At 41.2% G+C, this 19,373-nt stretch carries 19 protein-coding genes; 10 read left to right on the top strand and 9 right to left on the bottom strand.

The genetic code is table 11. The annotated features are described in order from the left end of the window. Positions 1 to 32: 32 nt before the first annotated feature. On the bottom strand, positions 33 to 2,483 hold the full coding sequence (gene fadE / locus PSPO_RS05335) for an acyl-CoA dehydrogenase FadE (RefSeq protein WP_010560460.1): 2,451 nt from the start codon (positions 2,481 to 2,483) through the stop codon (positions 33 to 35). A 217-nt stretch (positions 2,484 to 2,700) separates the two neighbouring features. On the opposite strand from fadE, the gene PSPO_RS05340 reads away from it, so the two are divergent. From PSPO_RS05340 to PSPO_RS05350, 3 genes are all read left to right on the top strand, one after another. Then, positions 2,701 to 3,126 (top strand): hypothetical protein, encoded by a 426-nt coding sequence (locus PSPO_RS05340; protein WP_010560459.1) that lies wholly within the window; start codon positions 2,701 to 2,703, stop codon positions 3,124 to 3,126. Next, positions 3,113 to 3,583, top strand: coding sequence for a DUF4124 domain-containing protein (locus PSPO_RS05345; protein ID WP_021033070.1), 471 nt, complete (start codon positions 3,113 to 3,115; stop codon positions 3,581 to 3,583). The genes PSPO_RS05340 and PSPO_RS05345 overlap by 14 nt, the downstream gene beginning before the upstream one ends. A gap of 75 nt (positions 3,584 to 3,658) precedes the next feature. Further along, positions 3,659 to 4,423 carry a class II glutamine amidotransferase gene (locus PSPO_RS05350; protein WP_010560457.1) on the top strand — a complete coding sequence of 255 codons (765 nt, stop codon included), beginning with the start codon at positions 3,659 to 3,661 and terminating at the stop codon, positions 4,421 to 4,423. Between the two features lie 124 nt (positions 4,424 to 4,547). Here the strand turns inward: PSPO_RS05350 and PSPO_RS05355 are convergent, their stop codons facing one another. The 5 genes from PSPO_RS05355 to cmoA all read right to left on the bottom strand — a co-directional run bounded on the left by PSPO_RS05355 (position 4,548) and on the right by cmoA (position 8,823). After that, entirely contained in the window at positions 4,548 to 5,300 is a 753-nt protein-coding gene (locus tag PSPO_RS05355) for a DUF3108 domain-containing protein (protein ID WP_148665228.1), read from the bottom strand. Further along, positions 5,251 to 5,889: a phosphoribosylglycinamide formyltransferase gene (gene purN, locus PSPO_RS05360; protein ID WP_010560455.1), complete on the bottom strand. Its 639-nt coding sequence runs from the start codon at positions 5,887 to 5,889 to the stop codon at positions 5,251 to 5,253. Before purN ends, PSPO_RS05355 begins: the two co-directional genes overlap by 50 nt. Beyond that, a complete protein-coding gene (purM, locus tag PSPO_RS05365; RefSeq protein ID WP_010560454.1) occupies positions 5,889 to 6,929 on the bottom strand; it encodes a phosphoribosylformylglycinamidine cyclo-ligase in 1,041 nt (346 codons plus the stop codon). Before purM ends, purN begins: the two co-directional genes overlap by 1 nt. Before the next feature lie 191 nt (positions 6,930 to 7,120). Next, the gene (cmoB, locus tag PSPO_RS05370) at positions 7,121 to 8,089 is read right to left on the bottom strand and encodes a tRNA 5-methoxyuridine(34)/uridine 5-oxyacetic acid(34) synthase CmoB (protein ID WP_010560453.1); all 969 of its coding nucleotides are present in this window, start codon (positions 8,087 to 8,089) and stop codon (positions 7,121 to 7,123) included. Positions 8,090 to 8,100: 11 nt separating this feature from the next. Then, positions 8,101 to 8,823 (bottom strand): carboxy-S-adenosyl-L-methionine synthase CmoA, encoded by a 723-nt coding sequence (gene cmoA / locus PSPO_RS05375; RefSeq protein ID WP_010560452.1) that lies wholly within the window; start codon positions 8,821 to 8,823, stop codon positions 8,101 to 8,103. 183 nt (positions 8,824 to 9,006) lie between these two features. Between cmoA and PSPO_RS05380 the strand changes: the two genes are divergently transcribed. The 3 genes from PSPO_RS05380 (at position 9,007) to PSPO_RS05390 (ending at position 11,365) form a co-directional block, all read left to right on the top strand. Next, positions 9,007 to 9,690, top strand: coding sequence for a DUF3334 family protein (locus tag PSPO_RS05380; protein ID WP_010560451.1), 684 nt, complete (start codon positions 9,007 to 9,009; stop codon positions 9,688 to 9,690). Positions 9,691 to 9,857: 167 nt separating this feature from the next. Next, a complete protein-coding gene (locus PSPO_RS05385) occupies positions 9,858 to 10,595 on the top strand; it encodes a hypothetical protein (protein WP_010560450.1) in 738 nt (245 codons plus the stop codon). 23 nt (positions 10,596 to 10,618) lie between these two features. Next, on the top strand, positions 10,619 to 11,365 hold the full coding sequence (locus tag PSPO_RS05390; protein ID WP_010560449.1) for a zinc-dependent metalloprotease family protein: 747 nt from the start codon (positions 10,619 to 10,621) through the stop codon (positions 11,363 to 11,365). A gap of 17 nt (positions 11,366 to 11,382) precedes the next feature. On the opposite strand, the gene PSPO_RS05395 is transcribed toward PSPO_RS05390, so the two are convergent. Together PSPO_RS05395 and PSPO_RS05400 are read right to left on the bottom strand one after the other, a co-directional pair. After that, the gene (locus PSPO_RS05395) at positions 11,383 to 11,913 is read right to left on the bottom strand and encodes a M48 metallopeptidase family protein (protein ID WP_010560448.1); all 531 of its coding nucleotides are present in this window, start codon (positions 11,911 to 11,913) and stop codon (positions 11,383 to 11,385) included. 6 nt (positions 11,914 to 11,919) lie between these two features. Beyond that, positions 11,920 to 12,768, bottom strand: a complete 849-nt coding sequence (locus tag PSPO_RS05400; protein ID WP_040642473.1) for a DUF72 domain-containing protein — start codon at positions 12,766 to 12,768, stop codon at positions 11,920 to 11,922. Between the two features lie 173 nt (positions 12,769 to 12,941). On the opposite strand from PSPO_RS05400, the gene aspS reads away from it, so the two are divergent. Then, positions 12,942 to 14,711, top strand: coding sequence for an aspartate--tRNA ligase (aspS, locus tag PSPO_RS05405; protein WP_010560446.1), 1,770 nt, complete (start codon positions 12,942 to 12,944; stop codon positions 14,709 to 14,711). A 66-nt stretch (positions 14,712 to 14,777) separates the two neighbouring features. Here the strand turns inward: aspS and PSPO_RS05410 are convergent, their stop codons facing one another. Further along, positions 14,778 to 16,628, bottom strand: a complete 1,851-nt coding sequence (locus tag PSPO_RS05410) for a methyl-accepting chemotaxis protein (protein WP_010560445.1) — start codon at positions 16,626 to 16,628, stop codon at positions 14,778 to 14,780. 409 nt (positions 16,629 to 17,037) lie between these two features. Here PSPO_RS05410 and PSPO_RS05415 point away from each other — a divergent pair, with 409 nt between their 5' ends. The 3 genes from PSPO_RS05415 (at position 17,038) to ruvA (ending at position 19,373) form a co-directional block, all read left to right on the top strand. Next, positions 17,038 to 18,129, top strand: coding sequence for a DUF418 domain-containing protein (locus PSPO_RS05415; protein WP_010560444.1), 1,092 nt, complete (start codon positions 17,038 to 17,040; stop codon positions 18,127 to 18,129). Between the two features lie 105 nt (positions 18,130 to 18,234). Next, positions 18,235 to 18,759: a crossover junction endodeoxyribonuclease RuvC gene (ruvC, locus tag PSPO_RS05420; protein ID WP_010560443.1), complete on the top strand. Its 525-nt coding sequence runs from the start codon at positions 18,235 to 18,237 to the stop codon at positions 18,757 to 18,759. After that, positions 18,756 to 19,373 carry a Holliday junction branch migration protein RuvA gene (gene ruvA / locus PSPO_RS05425; protein WP_010560442.1) on the top strand — a complete coding sequence of 206 codons (618 nt, stop codon included), beginning with the start codon at positions 18,756 to 18,758 and terminating at the stop codon, positions 19,371 to 19,373. Before ruvC ends, ruvA begins: the two co-directional genes overlap by 4 nt.

Below are 19,373 nucleotides of genomic sequence, written 5' to 3' on the forward strand. Positions count from 1 at the left end.
TTTTATAACACAATCAAATTGTTAAGCAATGCTTAAGCAGCTTTTACCTTTTTTACAGAGTGGGCTGCTTTGCCTGCCAGTAAATCTGCAGGGTCAAAATCATCTACATTGATAACTTGTAAACGGCCAACTTCAGCGGCTTTTAATTGCTCAGCTTCATCACTTGTAATTGCACCGAGTTCAAGTCCCATCTCTGCCACTTTATCAAGGGCAAAGAATGGCAGCTTATCGCCTTTAGCACGACATACTTTGTCGAAGATAGGTTCAACAGCAAGAATGTCTTTTAGCGTTTGCTCTTGGCGACCAATTAAGTTTAATGGCTCGTTAGTAACATAAATATTATGTGCTAAACGGTCGCGCGTTTCGCTTGGCGTCTGCAGTAAACGTGCTACTTTTTGCTCTAATTCGTCGGTTGGTTTGCGAATTGGACGACCCCAAGGGAACAGTACTAGCTTTAAGAAACCACGAAGCGGTGCAAATGGCATGTTGTTGATAAGATCAGCAAGTGCGCGTTGGCAAAGGTATAAGTGGTCTTGACAGCTCCACTGAACAAGTGCGAAGTCTTCTTTACGGCGACCTTCATCGTTGTAACGCTTAAGTGTTGCTGACACTAGATATAGGTAGCTTAGTAAGTCACCTAAACGTGCTGAAATACGCTCTTTACGCTTCAGTGAGCCACCAAAAACGGCCATACAAATATCAGACATTAGCGCAAGGGATGCACTGTAACGTGTTGCAGTACGGTAAAACAATGCTGTTTCATCATCGTATGGTGTTTTAGTAAAGCGTGCGCCTGTTAGGGCAAGCCAAACAGTACGTGCAAAGTTCGAAATGGTAAAGCCAATGTGGCCCATAAGTGACTTATCAAACTGCGCAAGTGCTGCTTCTTTGTCTTCAATGTTACATGCTTCGAGCTCAGATAACACAAACGGATGACAACGAATCGCGCCTTGACCATAGATAATCATATTACGCGTTAGGATGTTCGCACCTTCTACAGTAATGGCAATTGGCGCACCTTGATAACCACGACCTAGGTAGTTATTTGGACCTAAACAAATGCCTTTACCGCCGTGAATATCCATAGCGTGTTTGGTTGAATCACGCATTTGCTCTGTAAGGTGATATTTTAAAATAGCAGAGATTACTGATGGTTTTTCACCAAGGTCAACTGCACCTGTAGACATAGAAACTGCAGCATCTGAGCTGTAAGCATAACCACCAAGTTTTGCTAATGGCTCTTCGATACCTTCCATTTTACCAATTGGTAAACGGAACTGACGACGAATACGGCTGTACGCACCACTTGCGATTGCTAGCGCTTTAATACCACCTGCTGAGTTTGAAGGTAGTGTAATTGCACGACCAACTGATAAACACTCAACCAGCATACGCCAGCCTTGACCAGCCATTTTTGCGCCACCGATGATGTAATCAATTGGTACAAATACCTCTTCACCTTGCGTCGGACCATTTTGGAACGGTACATTAAGCGGAAAGTGACGGCGACCAATTTTAACGCCAGGTGTGTTTGTCGGAATAAGGGCACAAGTGATGCCTAAATCTTCTTTATCACCTAGTAATCCATCAGGGTCACGTAGTTTAAATGCAAGACCAAGCACAGTTGCAACTGGCGCGAGTGTAATATAACGCTTGTTCCACGTTAGGCGCATACCTAACACTTCTTCACCGTTCCATTCACCTTTACACACAATACCAAAATCAGGGATTGAGCTCGCGTCAGAACCTGCTTCTGGTGAAGTAAGTGCAAAACATGGAATTTCATCGCCTTTAGCAAGACCTGGTAAGTAGTGGTCTTTTTGTTCTTTAGTTCCATAGTGTTGTAATAGTTCACCTGGACCTAATGAATTAGGTACACCAACGATAGACGATAATAGCGTTGATTTAGAAGTTAGTTTTTGCAGCACACACGATTGTGCAAATGCAGAGAATTCTAGACCGCCATATTGCTTTTTGATGATCATGGCAAAGAATTTATTATCTTTTAGATACTGCCAAACATCTTGCGGTAAGTCGGTTAGTTCATGGGTTGCTTCCCAGTCATCTAACATGGCGCACACTTCTTCTACGGGGCCATCGATAAATGCCTGTTCTTCGGCAGTTAAACGCGGAACTGGGTACTGGTGCATTTTTTTCCAGTTTGGGTTACCGCAAAATAGGTCTGCTTCCCACCATGTTGTACCTGCATCAATCGCTGATTTTTCTGTGTCGCTCATGCTTGGCGTCACTTTTTTAAATGCTTTGAAAATAGGCTCAACAATGTATTGGCGACGGATGCTTGTCACCGACAATGGAATTGCAATTGCTAAGAAAATTAGCCAGCTGATCATAGCGAAAGCGCCCATAAATGAGCCAATCACCAATACCGCAGCGGCAACGGTTAAATGGGTATGCCAGTTTGCTCTGTGGTAGCTAGCAATCGCTAAGCAACCAAGCAAGCCGAGTACGAATAAAGCAGTCATAGTTATTATCCTTGTAAGAGGTCTGACCAGATTCTCTTTAAGATTAGCTTTTCAGTACAAGAGATTCAAGACAAATTATTGGTTTTTTGAGCGTACAAATGTGCACTCAAGCAGTCTATTAATTATAGCTAACCACATGAAATAGCTATGGCTTTCATAAAATAATTGTTAGTATTTTGTCAGTAAACTTATCTATTTGTGTTTAAAAGGAATTAACATGCTTTCGGTCATCCATGACAAGATTAATTCATCAGCGTTCATTTCAATTAAATATGCACTTGGCTTATTTATTGGTATCGCAAGTATTTTGCTAATAGTGGCTTTTGTTCTTGGCTATACTGATTTGCCATTAGGAAATTATATGCACGCAAATGGTTTGATGTCTTATGCATTTGGTATGTTGTTTGGCGCGGTAATTTCAGCGGCCGCCATTTGGTTTCTCTCAAAAATATTAAAAATTAGCGAAGTTTCAGTATTTTGTTTGTTATCTATACCTGCATACTTTGTTCTACTTTCACTGCCAAGAGAAGCGTCAACAGTATTAATTGCTTTGGTCACGAGTTTGTTTACGTGGGGTGGGTTTTTATTTCTTGATAATAAAGCAATGCTTGAATACCGAGAGCTTGAAGATGAAACGATTTAGTTATTATGTATTTACGCTATTAGCAATCGCAATTATTGGGCTGTTTGTTATTAAACTACCAAACGGTGAAACTGTATTTTCTGTAAATGATCTACTGGATTCAGTAAAGCGTGTTAAAACAATTATTCCAAATGATATTGAATTGCCAAACATCAGCACTACGCAGGAAAAGCAGGTGGATGTGTATATGTGGGTTGATAAAAAAGGCGTTACACATTATTCAGATATGCCGATAGAAGGCGCTAAGCAAGCCGAACTACCTGAGCTTACGGTGCTACCTGCCGAAAAAGTTGAATGGCCCGAGACACAGTTGCCAGGTAATCAAACGCGCAAAAAAAATGATACCGATAAAAGTTATCTCGAGCGCGTTAGTACACTTAAAACAGATGCAGAGTTTGCAAAAAAGCAACTTGAAATGCGCGCAAAACAACAACAAAAAGTACTCGATAATCTCTAATAGATAGCCTTTAGATTACTTTAACTCAGTTTAGATTATGGTTAGAATTAACTAAATTTATTATGGGGTTGTGCAATGTGTGAATTGCTCGGCATGTCAGCGAATGTGCCAACGGATATTTGTTTTAGCTTTTCAGGTTTATTAGAGCGTGGCGGTAATACAGGGCCGCATAAAGATGGTTGGGGCATTACTTTTTATGAAGGTAAGGGCTGTCGTACTTTTAAAGATTCTGAACCTAGTTGCACGTCTGAGATTGCCAAATTAGTAAAAGCCTACCCAATTAAAAGTTGTTCGGTAATAAGTCATATTCGTCAGGGCAATCGCGGTCGTGTGTGTCTTGAAAATACGCATCCGTTTACGCGGGAGTTATGGGGCAGAGAGATCACTTATGCGCACAACGGACAACTTTCGAATTATCAAGATTTAAAGCCTGACTTTTACAAACCTGTGGGCAATACTGACAGTGAGTTGGCGTTTTGCTGGATTTTAGATGAAATTCGTAAAAAATACCCGAAGAAGCCAAGTGATATGAAACCGGTTTTTCGTTATGCAGCAAAATTAGCAATTCAGTTGCAACAAAAAGGCGTGTTTAACATGCTACTCAGTGATGGTGTATACGTATTAGCGGTGTGCTCGAACAATTTACATTGGATCACGCGTAAAGCACCGTTTGGCGAAGCGCGTTTAATTGATGCAGATATGATTGTTGATTTTAAAACAGAAACCACACCAAATGACATCGTAACGGTTATCGCAACCAGGCCACTTACCAATAATGAATCGTGGCACAAAATGAGCGGTGGTGAGTTTGTATTATTTAAGCTAGGCGTGCCAGTATAGTCTCTATTGATTCTCATTTTGTCGATGAACACACGTTATTCACTGCGTCGTTTTTTAATCGAAATAAATGAATTAAAAAAGCAGCGAATGGTCGCTGCTTTTTACAGTATTAAATTGATTTAAGTTATTTTATTACTTCGTAACTCTTTAGTTGCACATCAAATTGCTCAACGCCTTTTTCACCTTTCCACATGCGTACTAACAGGTAATCCATGCTTGGCGCAAACCATGCTAAGGCTTGGCGTTTATCGCTGTTGTAAACGCGTTTAGCTTTGATTGTTTCGACATTACCATAAGGCAGTGTAATGGTTTCTGTGCCTAATATTTCAAACTTATAGTGGCGAGCTTTCCCCTTTTTATCGACGATAGGGTAATCAAATACTTTTTTCCCTGCCATTAAATCCAAGCGCATTTTCGCTTGATAAGTCATTAAATCTTGCACGCCAGTTTCCCAGTTAATTTCAAGCGGGTACTTTGAGCGATTCGACATCACTTGCTTTTTGTCGTGATTGAAATTTAATGTGTACTTGCGATCTGGGCCCGTTCCGGTACGTTCCATCACGTAGCTTAATGGCTTTATATCACCATTCGCACAATAAAACTCGGCGTGTTCGGAGCGTTTATCATTGAAAATCATCCATTTGATATCGCTTTTATAACTTAACTCACAGCCTTGCTCAGACACATTTAGGCGGCGAAATGCGCTGCCATGACGTTCACCTTGGCGTAGAATATCGTATTCAGCTTGATATGAATGAAGTTGTGTTGGTGTTGCCGAAATAAATGGCGAGAAAAGGGCGCTGGTAAGTACCGCACCCATAAGAAATTTAGATTGTAGCGCCTTGCTTTGGAAGAACTTGGCCATCAAGAACTGCATTATCTGTTTCCATTGTTAGTCGTTTTTCACAGAACCACTGAACCACCAAAGGATAAATAATGTGCTCTTGTTGGTGAACACGTTGGGCTAACGTTTGCGCTGTATCGTCCGACTCAATAGCAACTTTGGCCTGCAAAACAACAGGACCGCCGTCTAACTCTTCGGTAACGAAGTGTACGCTAACTCCATGCTCTTTGTCTTTTGCGTCCAATGCTCTTTGGTGGGTATTCAGACCCTGGTACTTAGGCAACAAAGACGGATGAATGTTCAACATTCTTCCTAAATAATTTTGCACTAAGCTTGGAGTTAGGATACGCATAAAACCAGCTAATACAACTAGATCTGGACTAAAAGCGTCAATTTTATCCATTAACGCTGCATCATAGTCTTCACGGCTATCAAATGCTTTATGGTCAAGCACAAGCGTTTCGATGCCGGCATTTTCAGCGCGGGTAAGGCCATAAGCATCTGGGCGGTTAGAAATAACCGCACAGATTTCACCATTAATTTGACCCGCTTTTACCGCATCAATAATGGCTTGAAGATTCGAGCCGCTACCAGAAATTAAAACGACAATTTTGCTAGTCATTAGATAATTTCTACTTGCTCTTCGCCTTGGCTAGCAGCTTGGATTTCACCAATGTGCCATGCATCTTCGCCTTGTGCCTTTAAGATTTCTAAGCTTTGCTCAAGTTTATCTGCAGGCACGACTAAAATCATACCAACACCACAGTTAAACGTACGGTACATTTCGTGTGTTTCAATGTTACCGTTTTCTTGTAACCAGTTGAAAACAGCAGGCCATTGCCAGCTATCACCTTTAACCACTGCTTTTGCAGACTCAGGTAATACACGTGGAATGTTTTCCCAGAAACCACCGCCTGTGATGTGTGATAGCGCGTGAACGTCAACATCTTTTAGAAGTTCTAAAATTGATTTAACGTAAATACGTGTTGGTTCCATTAGGTGTTCGCCTAATGTTTTGCCTTCAAACTCAGCATTTGTATCAGCACCAGACACTTCAAGTACTTTACGGATTAATGAATAACCGTTTGAGTGTGGACCGCTTGATGCAAGCGCGATTAGTTGGTCGCCTTCTGCTACTTTAGTGCCGTCGATGATTTTTGATTTCTCAACAACACCGGTACAGAAACCAGCCATATCGTAGTCGTCACCTTCGTACATGCCAGGCATTTCAGCAGTTTCACCACCGATAAGTGCACAGCCAGAAAGCTCACAACCTTTACCAATGCCCGTTACTACGTCAGCAGCAACATCAACGTCTAGTTTACCAGTTGCGTAGTAATCTAAGAAAAATAGTGGCTCAGCACCTTGAACGATTAAATCGTTCACACACATAGCAACTAAGTCGATACCAACGGTATCGTGCTTTTTAAGGTCAATTGCTAAACGTAATTTAGTACCAACACCGTCGGTACCTGCAACAAGTACTGGTTCTTTGTAGCCAGTTGGTAGTTCACAAAGTGCGCCAAAACCACCAATGCCGCCCATTACTTCTGGACGACGAGTTTTTTTAACTACGCCTTTGATACGTTCAACTAATGCGTTACCAGCGTCGATATCTACGCCTGCATCTTTATAGCTTAAAGATTGTTTCTGTTCGCTCACGGAAATTCCTTAACGGTTGCATGTGGGTTGCATAAAAAATTGCGCGCATTTTACCTGATTTCGTGCGTTGCTACCACATTTATTGCAACTGGATGAGGACATTTGTCCAAGAAGTTTAAAGAAGTGTAGGGTGTGGTTCTCAAGCAAACAAATAATCGCTTGCTTGAGAGTAACTTAGAGTGTGAAGACGCTTAGGCTTCGGCAATTAAGATGGCACGAAGCGGAGCAGGGTAGCCCTCGATGGTTTTATTTACATCGTTTGGATCAAGAAAATCCGCCAGTGACTCTGTGGTCATCCAATCGGTTTTACGCTGTTCTTCAAGTGACGTTTGGTCATTGTCAACCACACGTACATTTTTAAAACCAACGCGCTCTAACCACAAGGTTAATGCAGCGGTGCTAGGGATGTACCAAACATTACGCATTTTTGCGTAGCGGTCAGTTGGCATTAGTACGGTATTAACGTCCCCTTCAACCACTAAGGTTTCAAGCACTAACTCACCGCCTGGGCGTAACTGTGCTTTCAGTTGTGATAAGAAATCAATCGGTGAGCGACGGTGATATAACACACCCATCGAAAATACCGTATCAAACGCTTTTAGTTCAGGTAATTGCTCTACGCCTAACGGTAAAAGATGTACATTTGGGTCTGGATTAAAGTGTTTAATCGCTTGGAATTGGCTTAAAAACAGATCTGATGGGTCAATACCCACAACAAACTCAGCACCTGCGCCGCGCATACGCCATAAGTGATAACCCGAGCCACAACCAATATCGAGTACAGTGCGTTTAGAAAGATCTGAAATATGTGGTAATAAACGATCCCATTTCCAATCGCTGCGCCATTCAGTATCAATATGTAAGCCATGAATGGTAAAGGGGCCTTTACGCCAAGGCATCATGCGCTTTAGCAAATGCTCAAGCTGTTTTGTATGCCCTTCACTTAGCTCCGACGCGTCGCCAAACTCAACTTTATCTTGAATATTAATGTGCTTGGTATTTGACTCAGGTAAATTTTTAAGTACTTTTTCCCATTTAGGCCAATCGCCATGTTGCGCTTCGCGTTGCCAGTGGCTGAGCTGCGCTGGCAGTGTTTCTAACCAATGACTTAATGGTGATTTTGCAATTGCTGCGTAAAAGTCAGTAAACCAGTTATTCATTTCTAAACCTATTATTTAATTGCAATCATTGAGCAGAAGTTAAAACACTGATACCACACTTGGGTATGTTGAAAGCCAATCTCTGATAGGCGCTCAAAATGTGCATTGAGTGTTTCTGGGCGCATTACATTTTCAATTGCGCTGCGTTTTTGACTTATTTCAAGCTCTGAGTAACCGTTGGCACGTTTAAAATCGTGGTGAAGGTCAATCAGCAAATCATCCACTAAGGTATTTTCACCTTTAATTTTTTCACTCAGTAGTAACACACCACCGGGTTTTAAGCCTTGGTAGATTTTTTCTAACAAGGCAAAACGCTGCGGCTGCGGAATAAACTGCAACGTAAAGTTGAGCGCCACCACAGATGCATTGCTTATTTCAATTTCGTAGATATCGGCTAATTCAACTGTGACAGGCACATCTGAACGGAAGCCCTCAAGGTGAAGCTTGCAGCGCTCAACCATTGCCGCAGAATTATCAACCGCGATAATTTGGCAGTTTTGTTTATCGATATTACGGCGCATGCTCAGCGTTACCGCGCCAAGCGAGCTGCCTAAATCATATAAATTGGAATTGTTTTGCGCATATTGTCCCGCAAGCTTGCCCATTGTGCTTACAATGGTTGCGTAGCCAGGCACAGAGCGCTGGATCATGTCTGGAAATACCTCAACAACGCGTTCATCAAAGGTAAAATCTTTAACCGCTTGTTGGTTTGCGTAAATATTGTCTTTACTCACTTGCGTGATCTCTCAAGCTTTTAATCGGCATATTTTACGTTTTTTCTTGTCATTAGTCAGTGCCTTCACACAATCATTAATTAAAATTTTGATGTTTTTAGTAAAATTTAGTTTTCTCTTTTGTTAATTAGGTGTAGTTTGCTGTCTATACTCAATATAGTTGCAGTTTGAGGCAGAGTAAGAATGAGAAAAAATAATACAATTAGTACCGAAGATATTTTAGCGACCTTGTGTAAATCCGTAACCGAAGTGTTGTCGGCGGCAACCAACAATAAAATCGCCTATTCTGCCATGGTGCAGAAAATAACACGCACCTGTATGCGCCCCGATATCGGCTGCTTTGTGCTGTTTGACGGTGGCTTTACTGGTCTGGTTGTGAAAAACTTCACCGCGCAAGCTGCGATGGAAATTTATGGCGACTATATGCGTAATATGGGCATGCCTGAGAGTGAGATTGCTAAGAGCCACTTATCAGACGACGTATCAAATGTACTTGGTGAACTTATGAACCAAGTTGTTGGTGATTTTACCAACAAGGTACGTGAGCAATTACATACATCCATTACGCAGAACCAGCCAAAAATGATGGCAATTAATAAACAAGTTCAAATCTCTGTTGATACCACCATGGATAGACCGCAAGCACGCCGCGTCACGTTTACCACAGAAGATCAAAATATCTTTTACCTAGAACTCGCAATGGATAAAACCGAGTTTATCAAACTGCATGATTTTGATATTGCTGAAGCCGTTGATCCAGACGATATTATTGCCAACGAAAAAGCAAAGCCAACAAAAAAAGCGGAAGTAAAATCATCGGCAAACGATGATATTGATGACGACTTTATGGCAGACCTTGGTTTGTAAAACCTGTTATCAGTTTATTAAGGCCTCATTTGTGAGGCCTTTTTTGTATCTGCAGCTAAATCATTGTTCCTCATAATAAACTTAGTAAACAACTGTTAACAGGTGGTTGTTTATTGGTCATTTCTTTAATATTTTGTACCCAAAATAGATAAATGTAAAAGTAAGTTATGAAAATTAAAGTCGTGATTTTAATCCTTGTGTCTCTAGTTGTGGGTGCTGCCTATTTATACGGAATATCTGATGAGCACACGCAGTCTGCTCAGCAAGTTGAGTCTGTGGTTGTTGCCACAGAACAGCCAAGCGAATTAGTGCTCGCCGCTGGCACTTTAGGGGCAGGAAAAGACGTTACCACGGATGAAATAGAAATCACAGTTCAGCCAGCAAAGCCACAAGGGGCCGATAATTCTGAGCAAGCAAAAAGTCATTACAGCAATATCATCAAATCGTCGCCAGAGGCAAAACATTATTTAGCCGATGCAGGGCTTATTCCTTCGGATTTAAACGGTGAGCACTATGTTGAATTTGATCTCGACGCGTTACGGGCGCTTGAAGAGGGCAATACGTTTGATATGGCAATACCACAAACGGCTGAAGAATTTTCAGCGGAAGTCACTAAGGTAACGGTTTTTCCCAATGGGGATAAAAGTGTTCATGCCTTAGTGGTGGGAGGCGATGGGCGTTTTCATAATACCGTGCTGACGGTTGGCAGTGACGCGCTTTACGGCCAATTTACAGTACCGTCGGGTAACTATGCATTTGAATCTAAAAATCAGCATGGTTGGATAGCCGCTAAACGTGATCTTTATAAAAATCACGTTGAGCATATGCCAAACCAAGGTGATAGTGATGACCACACGTCATCACATAATCGTGACCCCATTTCGGTGGTCGATAATGGCAAATAAGCCAATCTAAAAGGGAAATCAAAATGAAGAAAATGGTTAAATCGGCTGCAGTAGCGGCAGCCTTACTTGCGTCTAACGCTTATGCAGCAACAATTGATATTGCAGTGTTATACACAGATGAAGCAGCGCGTAAAACGGGGAATATTAACACCAAAATCAACCAGTTAATCTCGTTTTCAAATCAGGTGTATAGCCAAAATAGCAATAACATTACGTTACGCTTAGTAGGCTCTTCAAGTATTGGTAATGTCAGCGCACAGCCAACAGAAGGTATGCTACGTTCATTAACAAATAGTTCAAGCATTCAGAATTACCGTAATCAAACACGTGCAGATATGGTTGCATTACTGGGTACTAGTCAAGCCGTTGGTGATAATTCGGGTTTAATTTCATGCGGTATTGCGTGGGTTGGTCAAGGCAGCAACGGTCGCTTATACAATTCGTCAAGTGATCTAATGTATAGCATTACAGCGGTAGATTGTGGTGCCACGACCTTTGTTCATGAACTTGGCCACAATATGGGATTAGCGCACTCACGTAAGCAAGGTGATACGCGTGGTGGCGTATATGTTGATGGCATGGGTCATGGCGTACAAAATGTATTTGCCTCAATTATGGCGTATCCGCATGTGTTTGGTAGTGCAACACAGTACGACTATTTTTCTAACCCAAATTGGAGCCTTGGTAGTTACCCGTATGGCGTAACAGGCCAATCATACGCGCACAAAACGGTAAATGCTGTGCGCGACCAAATCGCTAGCTTTAAATAATTTTTGAAGCATCCCTGTTAAGGAGAGTAAAAATTCTCTCCTTTTTCACACAACACCATAAATAAGCGCAGATCCAATTCACATTCAAAATAGTTTGCTTGCATGTGGCAGCATAAGTTGTAAAAGCTTTTGTTATGGTCTTTTTCTTTAAAATGCGCGAGTTCATGAACGACTAACGCTTTCAAAACCTCTAAAGGCGCATATTTTAATTGATTTGCCACCGCAATATGGTGCTGAGCTTTAAGCTTTTTACCGTGTGCGTGTCGTTTAAAGGTGTGCGTACCAAGTGCATTGAGCACCAAGTCTTTTCGCTTTTCATACTTTACCGAGTCCAACTTTGCGGCATTTTTCAAAAACTGTTGTTTTAGTGTATTGGCATATTCATAAAGCGCTTTTTCAGAATTATATTGATGGCCGCTTGGGTATTTTTTCTTAAAGTATTGTATTAACTTTCCTGAGCTTATCATGGTGTTAACCTGGGCTCTTATTGGCTCAGGGTAACCGTTAAAGTAATTCATGTACGGTGAGGTTTTATCGATTGCTGACATAAATACCTAAAATAAGTCGTTTTGTTTTGCTTCTGTTTGCGCAGGAAAAGGCGCTAACACATTGTGGTTAAAGCCACCATCTTGGCAAAATTGACGGGCAAGTTGGGCTGAGTCGTGGTTGTCGGCAGTATGAAAAAATACATACGGTGTTTTACCTTCACTTTGCCATTGTTTTATTTTTTTGACCCAAGGCGCATAAAAGGAATGGTTATTTTTTAATGTCGAACAACCAACAAAACGTATAATCGGCTTTTCTCCGGTTGCGATAACATTGACAGGCACACGTGGTTTTTTATTTTGCGCATCAATAATCGCATCTGTATTTGCTGACTCAGAAAAGAGTGCTCGGGTATCCATTATAATGCGGTCAACATTGTGACGCATGAGTAGCTGATTAAAACGCTTTTCATTGTCGTCTTTTTGGAAAAAGCCAAGGTGTCTTACTTCAATGGATAATGGAACGTGCTTTGGCCAAATTTGAATAAATTGCTCAATTCGTGGCATGTAAGCGGGCGAACATGATTTGGGCAATTGCAGCATTACAGAACCTATTTTTGGCAGTAAGGGTTCAAATAAGGTGAGCCAATCTTTGAGGTCTTGATTTATACCTTCTAGCGCCATTTGATGCGAAATACGTTTCGGTATTTTAAAGGTAAAGCGAAATTCATCACCAGTGCTTTGATACCAGTTATTAATTGCTGTTGGCGTAGGGTCGGCGTAAAAGCTGGTATTGCCCTCAACAGTATTAAAAATTTGAGCATATTGCGTAAGCATTTCACTATTTTTACAGTGGCTTGTGAACACTCGACCTTTCCAGTGATTACTGGACCACTGTGGGCAACCTAAATACAGCATTTAGAAAATTATTTGATGAGCAATTTTTGTAGTTTATCAAAGACGGAATTTACTCTCTACACTCGCAATTTTAAAGCGCTTAAGTATAATTGGCGTTTATTTTTTAGTGATGACTAATTTCGAGCCGATTATGTGCTCGAAAAATTGATAAGTCTTTTACGGACAGGATAGATATGCGCTCTATATATTGCGGACAAGTAAATAAATCAAACGTAGAACAAACGGTCGAACTGTGTGGTTGGATCAATAAACGCCGTGACCTAGGTGGCTTAATCTTTATCGACTTACGCGACCGCGAAGGGTTAGTGCAAGTGGTATTTGATCCAGACGTTGAAGGCTTAATGGATACCGCTAACCAGTTACGTAACGAGTTTTGTGTAAAAGTAACGGGTATTGTACGTGCTCGCCCAGAAAGCCAAATCAACAAAGATATGGCGACAGGTGAAGTTGAAATTTTAGGTAAAGGGTTAGAGATCATTAACCGTTCTGAGCCATTACCACTTGATTTTAATCAGCAAAACTCTGAAGAAATGCGTTTGAAGTATCGCTATTTAGATCTTCGTCGTATTGAAATGAGTGAGCGCATTAAGTTACGTGCTAAAGCGTCGTCATTTGTTCGTCGTTTCTTAGACGATAACGGTTTCTTAGATATTGAAACGCCTGTACTTACTAAAGCGACTCCTGAAGGTGCACGTGACTATTTAGTACCAAGCCGTGTACACAATGGTAGTTTTTACGCATTACCTCAGTCACCACAGCTGTTCAAACAGTTATTAATGATGTCGGGTTTTGACCGTTACTATCAAATTGTTAAGTGTTTCCGCGATGAAGACTTACGTGCTGACCGTCAGCCTGAATTCACTCAAATCGATTTAGAAACGTCATTTATGAGCTCTGACGAAGTGCGCGCAATGACTGAAAAGCTGATCAAAGATATGTGGCAAGAGCTACTAAACGTTGACCTAGGTACATTCCCAACCATGTCGTACGCAGATGCAATGCGCCGTTTTGGTTCAGATAAGCCAGATCTACGTAACCCAATGGAATTAGTTGATGTTGCGGATTTAGTTAAAGACGTTGAGTTTAAAGTTTTCTCAGGTCCTGCTAACGATGAAAAAGGTCGCGTAGCGGTACTTACTGTGCCAGGTGGCGCATCGCTTTCACGTAAGCAAATTGATGAATACACTAAGTTCATCGGCATTTACGGTGCGAAAGGCTTAGCATGGATGAAGGTGAACGACCTTGCAGCTGGCGTTGAAGGCGTACAATCACCAATTGCTAAATTCTTAAATGAAGAGGTGATCAGCCAATTACTAGAGCGCACTAATGCGCAAACAGGCGACATCATTTTATTTGGTGCTGACAAGCGCAATGTTGTTAACGAAGCAATGGGCGCGCTTCGTCTGAAAATTGGTTTAGATCTTGAAATTACTGACCTAACTAAGTGGGCACCACTTTGGGTTGTTGATTTCCCAATGTTTGAAGAAGACGATGAAGGTACACTGCACGCGGTTCACCATCCGTTTACTGCACCAAAAGACGTTTCTGCGGCTGAACTAGAAGCAAACCCAGCAGCAGCGATTTCAGATGCATACGATATGGTACTTAATGGCTACGAAGTAGGTGGTGGTTCTGTTCGTATTCATAACAATGATATGCAACAAGCGGCATTCCGCATCTTAGGTATTGAAGCGCAAGAGCAAGAAGACAAGTTTGGCTTCTTACTTGATGCACTTAAGTACGGTACACCACCACATGCAGGTTTAGCATTTGGTTTAGACCGTTTAGTAATGTTGCTATGTGGCACAGAAAATATCCGTGACGTAATTGCGTTCCCGAAAACAACGCAAGCATCATGTTTATTAACAAACGCTCCAAGCGTTGCAAACCCAGATGCACTGGTTGAACTAGGTGTATCTGTGGTTGAGGCGGCTGACGAGTAATCGTTACCAAATCTAAAAAAAGGCGCACGTTAACGTGCGCCTTTTTTGTTTGCTTGCAAAGGGAAACTAAACGGTAAAACGCGCGACATCTTGCTTCATATTTTGCGCATCGGTTTCAAGTGCATGACAATTTTGACTGTTTTCGCATGAATCAATAAACAATTGTTCAGCCGAAACAGAGATATTTTCAGTGGCACTTTCTACTTCCTTCACTGTGTACATTTGTTCTTGTGTGGCACCTGCAATTTGAATAACGCGATCCCGAATGGCATCGAGCGATTGTTTATTGCGATCCATACTTTCTCTCGCAGTATCAAGAGAGTCGTTCATTTCACTGGTGAGACTTAAACTTTGTTCCATTGCCTGTTCAGAACGAACCACTAGATCTTGCAATGTTTTAATCATTTTTCCGATTTCTACTGTTGATTGCTGTGTGCGTTTGGCAAGCGTTCTCACTTCATCGGCAACAACGGCAAATCCTCGGCCTGTTTCGCCGGCACGTGCAGCTTCAATTGCGGCATTAAGTGCGAGCAAGTTGGTTTGCTCAGTGATATCACTTATCACGCTCGTTACCCCTTCTATTTCACGACTTGATAGGGTTAATTCACTCATAATCTCGCTGGTGGACTCTACTTGTGACTTTAACAATCCCATATTGGTGTGTGTTTGGCTCATTACATCAGTGCCTTCACGCATATCTTGTTCCGCTTGCTCTACACTTGCCTCTACGTCAACACTGCTTTGGGCAATGAGCTCAACGGCTTTAACCAGTTCTGACACCGCTTGTTTGACTGCGAGCGTATTATTTTTTTGATCTTCAATTGCGGTTTGCGAACGTAAACTTAACTCGGCAGAGTGGTGTGCGCCTTTTTCTACGGCTTCACCTTTATGTTTAATTTCACGTACTATTTCTGCTGTGGTATCAATAAACTCGTTAATGCTATCGGTAAACTCTGACAATTCATCTTCACCGTCTAGCTCAATGTGTTGGGTCAAATCGCCATTGCCGTGGCTAATATCTGCCATTTTTTCATTGGCACTGTGTAGGCGATGAATAATGCGATAGGTTTGCCACAATAAAATAATTGAAATAACCACTGTGATAAGTCCAGACACCATTGCGCCTTGTTTTTTACTGACTTGCAATGTGTCGGAAATTTCAGCGTTAATGCCCGTTGTTAATTGGTTGAGCGTTGATTCTACTTGGTGAATGCTGCCTCGTAATGCACCGCGTAATCCTTCTTCTTCTGATAAACCTCGCTGTTTTAACGCATCCGCAAGGTTTGCTGCGGCATTTTCAAAGTTTGCAAGGGTGGCTGTGGCGCTTACGGTGTCATAAGTAGTGAGATAGGTTTTGACCGTGCTTAGTTTTTCTTGCGCTTGATTTTTGGCTGCAATATCTAACGATGATTGAAAGTCATTTTCAAGTAGTACGAGCCGTACCATTGAGCTTATTGCATTGGTGTCGCCCGTTGTTAGCACCGCTTCTTTTAATTGCGTTTCGGCTAAATTGAATGCCTGTCGCAATCCTTGATCTTTTGTTAAACCAATGCGCTTGTCGAGTGCCACTAAGGTAAGAAACTGAGTTTCGTATTGCTCGATTAAATCGTGAGTATCGCTAAGTTGTAGCTTTAACGATGGAATGGTATCGAGTGCGTTGTGTAATGCATGGATATTTTGCTTAATTAACACAATGCGCTGATTAAACTTATCAACATACTTTTCGTTTTTACGCAGTAAAAAGTCTTTTTCATGACGTCGCAACATCAACATGTTGTTGCTCAACTCTTTACTTAGCGCTAGTTCGCTTCCGAGTTCTGCCATTTGATTTGTTGAATACCAAATAAGACTCGCCATTACTGCCATCGCTAAAATAATTAACGCCGATAGTGACAAAAATGATCGTTTGATAGACATGAACACTCCTTATTCATCAGTAGAATTGCTCGTAATTTAGTACGATATTTAACTATCAATAATGCTAGGATCAGTTTTTAATTCTTGCCACAAAAATGTCATATTAGCGGCTTTTTATCTTGCTCTAATAATTGAACCGAGCGAATAAATCACCTTTATTAAAGCTAATAGATTTCAAATGGCGAATAAGTTTGTTAACCCGCGTTCAGGTAACATAGGGTGTTTCCATCGCGCCATTGGAAATATGAGAAGTTCGCACATCACTACGTATTATTGTTTTAATACGAATTGCTATGAGTGTGTGATTGTTATCCTTTAATCTCGCCGTTTATCATTTAAAACTTTACCAACAGTTACTTGACGCTCACTATGGCTGCGTTTTTAGTTTTCTCGAATGTAGGTTGTATGTATGCCACGTATTAAAACGCTTGATGTACTGAGAGGTTTTGCTGTGTTGGGTATTCTGTTTATGAATATTTACTATCATAGCGTTTTTGAATTAGGTTACGTGCCGCTTCAAGTTACACCGCTTAGCGATAATGTGATTGAGGTGATAAATGCCTTTTTTATTGATGGCCGTTTTAGGGCCTTATTTTGTTTATTGTTCGGTGTAGGCTTAGCTATTTTGTATGATAAGCATGGTCAAGACGATGCCTTTTCGTTGTTAAAGTCGCGTTTAAATTGGCTTCTTATTTTTGGCTTTATCCATAGCGTGTTTATTTTTTCTGGCGATATTTTGGTTAACTACGCACTAGCAGGGTTGATTGTTTATCGCGAAATAGGCAGTAGCCAAGAAGTGCTCTTAAAAAAAGCAAAAACTTATTTTGCTATTGGCTTTTCATTAATATTACTGTTTGCGTTAATCCCAAACGAACCCATCTACCGCGATAGCGATGAATACTTCGAAATTATTAACACCTGGCAATCAGGCTATGGCGAGCAATTAATTCAACAAATTGTGTTTACCATTATTATGTTTGTATTTAGCTGGGTGTGTTTTATTTGGATTACTGCAGGCATAGTCCTGTTTGGTGTTTATCTATATCGCGCCGATTTTTTCAATACGGGTTTATCAACAAAGCAATTGCTTGCATCTTTATTGGTGGTGATAACCATATCGAGCATCGATGCGCTATTGCGAGTTAATTATGTTCACTTGGTAGAGCTCACTATGTCCATTGCCACATTTTCAGGACTAGTGTGTGCGTTAATGTATTGCCATGTTTTTATTAAGCTAAATGAAAAGCTTACCGTATTAAACAGTATTTTTGCGCCTGCGGGACGTATGGCATTTACGCTTTATATTTTGCAATCAATTGTCTTTGCGCTCTTCTTTCGCTACTTTTCACCTGAATTTGTGCATAGTGCAACGCGTTTAGACTATATCTACTTGTGTTTAATGTTCTCAGTTTTTCAGCTGGTATTTGCGTTTTTCTATTTAAAACTTTTCAAGTCAGGTCCAATAGAGTGGCTTTGGCGCAAAGCATATAGCGCAAAATAAGTTAAATTTTGTGCAACTGTGCGCAGTTTAAAAACTATTACTGGTAATCCATACAGTTATTAGTCATTATTAGTTATCACAAGAAAACATCGCAAAAGGTGCGCATTGGCAATAATACTTGGCATCGACCCTGGCTCTCGCTTTACGGGCTATGGTTTAATTAAACAGCAAGGTATGAAGTTTGAATACTTAGGTAGCGGCTGTATTAAAATGGGCGAAAAGCCAATGGCCGAGCGCCTTAAAATAATTTTTCAAGGTGTGACGCAGCTAATTGAACAATATCAGCCAGATAGCTTTGCGATAGAACAAGTATTTATGGCGCGAAATCCCGATTCTGCTTTAAAACTTGGCCAAGCCCGTGGCGCTGCCATGGTAGCGGCTTCGCTTCAGTCACTTGAGGTGTTTGAATATTCTGCAAGGCAAGTTAAGCAGGCCGTTGTTGGCACAGGTGGTGCTGATAAATCGCAAGTACAACATATGGTAAAGAGTTTTTTAAAACTGCCAGGCACACCACAAGCAGATGCCGCCGATGCGTTGGCGATCGCCATTTGTCATGGCCATTCACAACAACATTTAATCAAGCTTTCAGGGCAAGCGAGTAAAACAGTAAGAGGACGATTAAGACGATGATAGGGCGATTACGCGGAACATTAGTAGAAAAACAGCCACCGGAAATCTTAATTGAAGTGAGTGGTGTTGGCTATGAAGTGAATATGCCAATGACCTGTTTTTACAACTTGCCGAAAGAAGGTGAAGAAGCGGTTGTTTACACCCATTTTGTGGTAAGAGAAGATGCACAATTATTGTTTGGTTTTAACAATAAAACGGAACGCGCACTATTTCGTGAATTATTAAAAGCCAATGGTGTAGGGCCTAAGTTAGGTTTGGCAATTTTATCCGGTATGTCTGCCGAGCAATTTGTTGCCTGTGTACATAATGAAGATGCAACTAGTCTTGTTAAATTGCCTGGTGTAGGTAAAAAGACAGCTGAGCGTTTAGTGCTTGAAATGAAAGACAGGCTGAAAGATTGGGGGATGGATCTCTTTACTCCTTATACCGATGGTGCAATATTGGAAATGCAGGAAGATCCAACCGTTAAAGGGTGTGCACAAGATGATGCAATAGCAGCGTTAATGGCACTCGGTTATAAAGCAAATCAAGCAGAAAAAGCCGTTAAAGCAATTAAAGGCAGTGGCTTATCAAGCGAAGCGCTAATTAAAGAAGCGTTAAAGGCAATGATGTAA

The sequence above is a fragment of the Pseudoalteromonas spongiae UST010723-006 genome (assembly GCF_000238255.3).
GTDB classification, from domain to species: Bacteria; Pseudomonadota; Gammaproteobacteria; order Enterobacterales; family Alteromonadaceae; genus Pseudoalteromonas; species Pseudoalteromonas spongiae.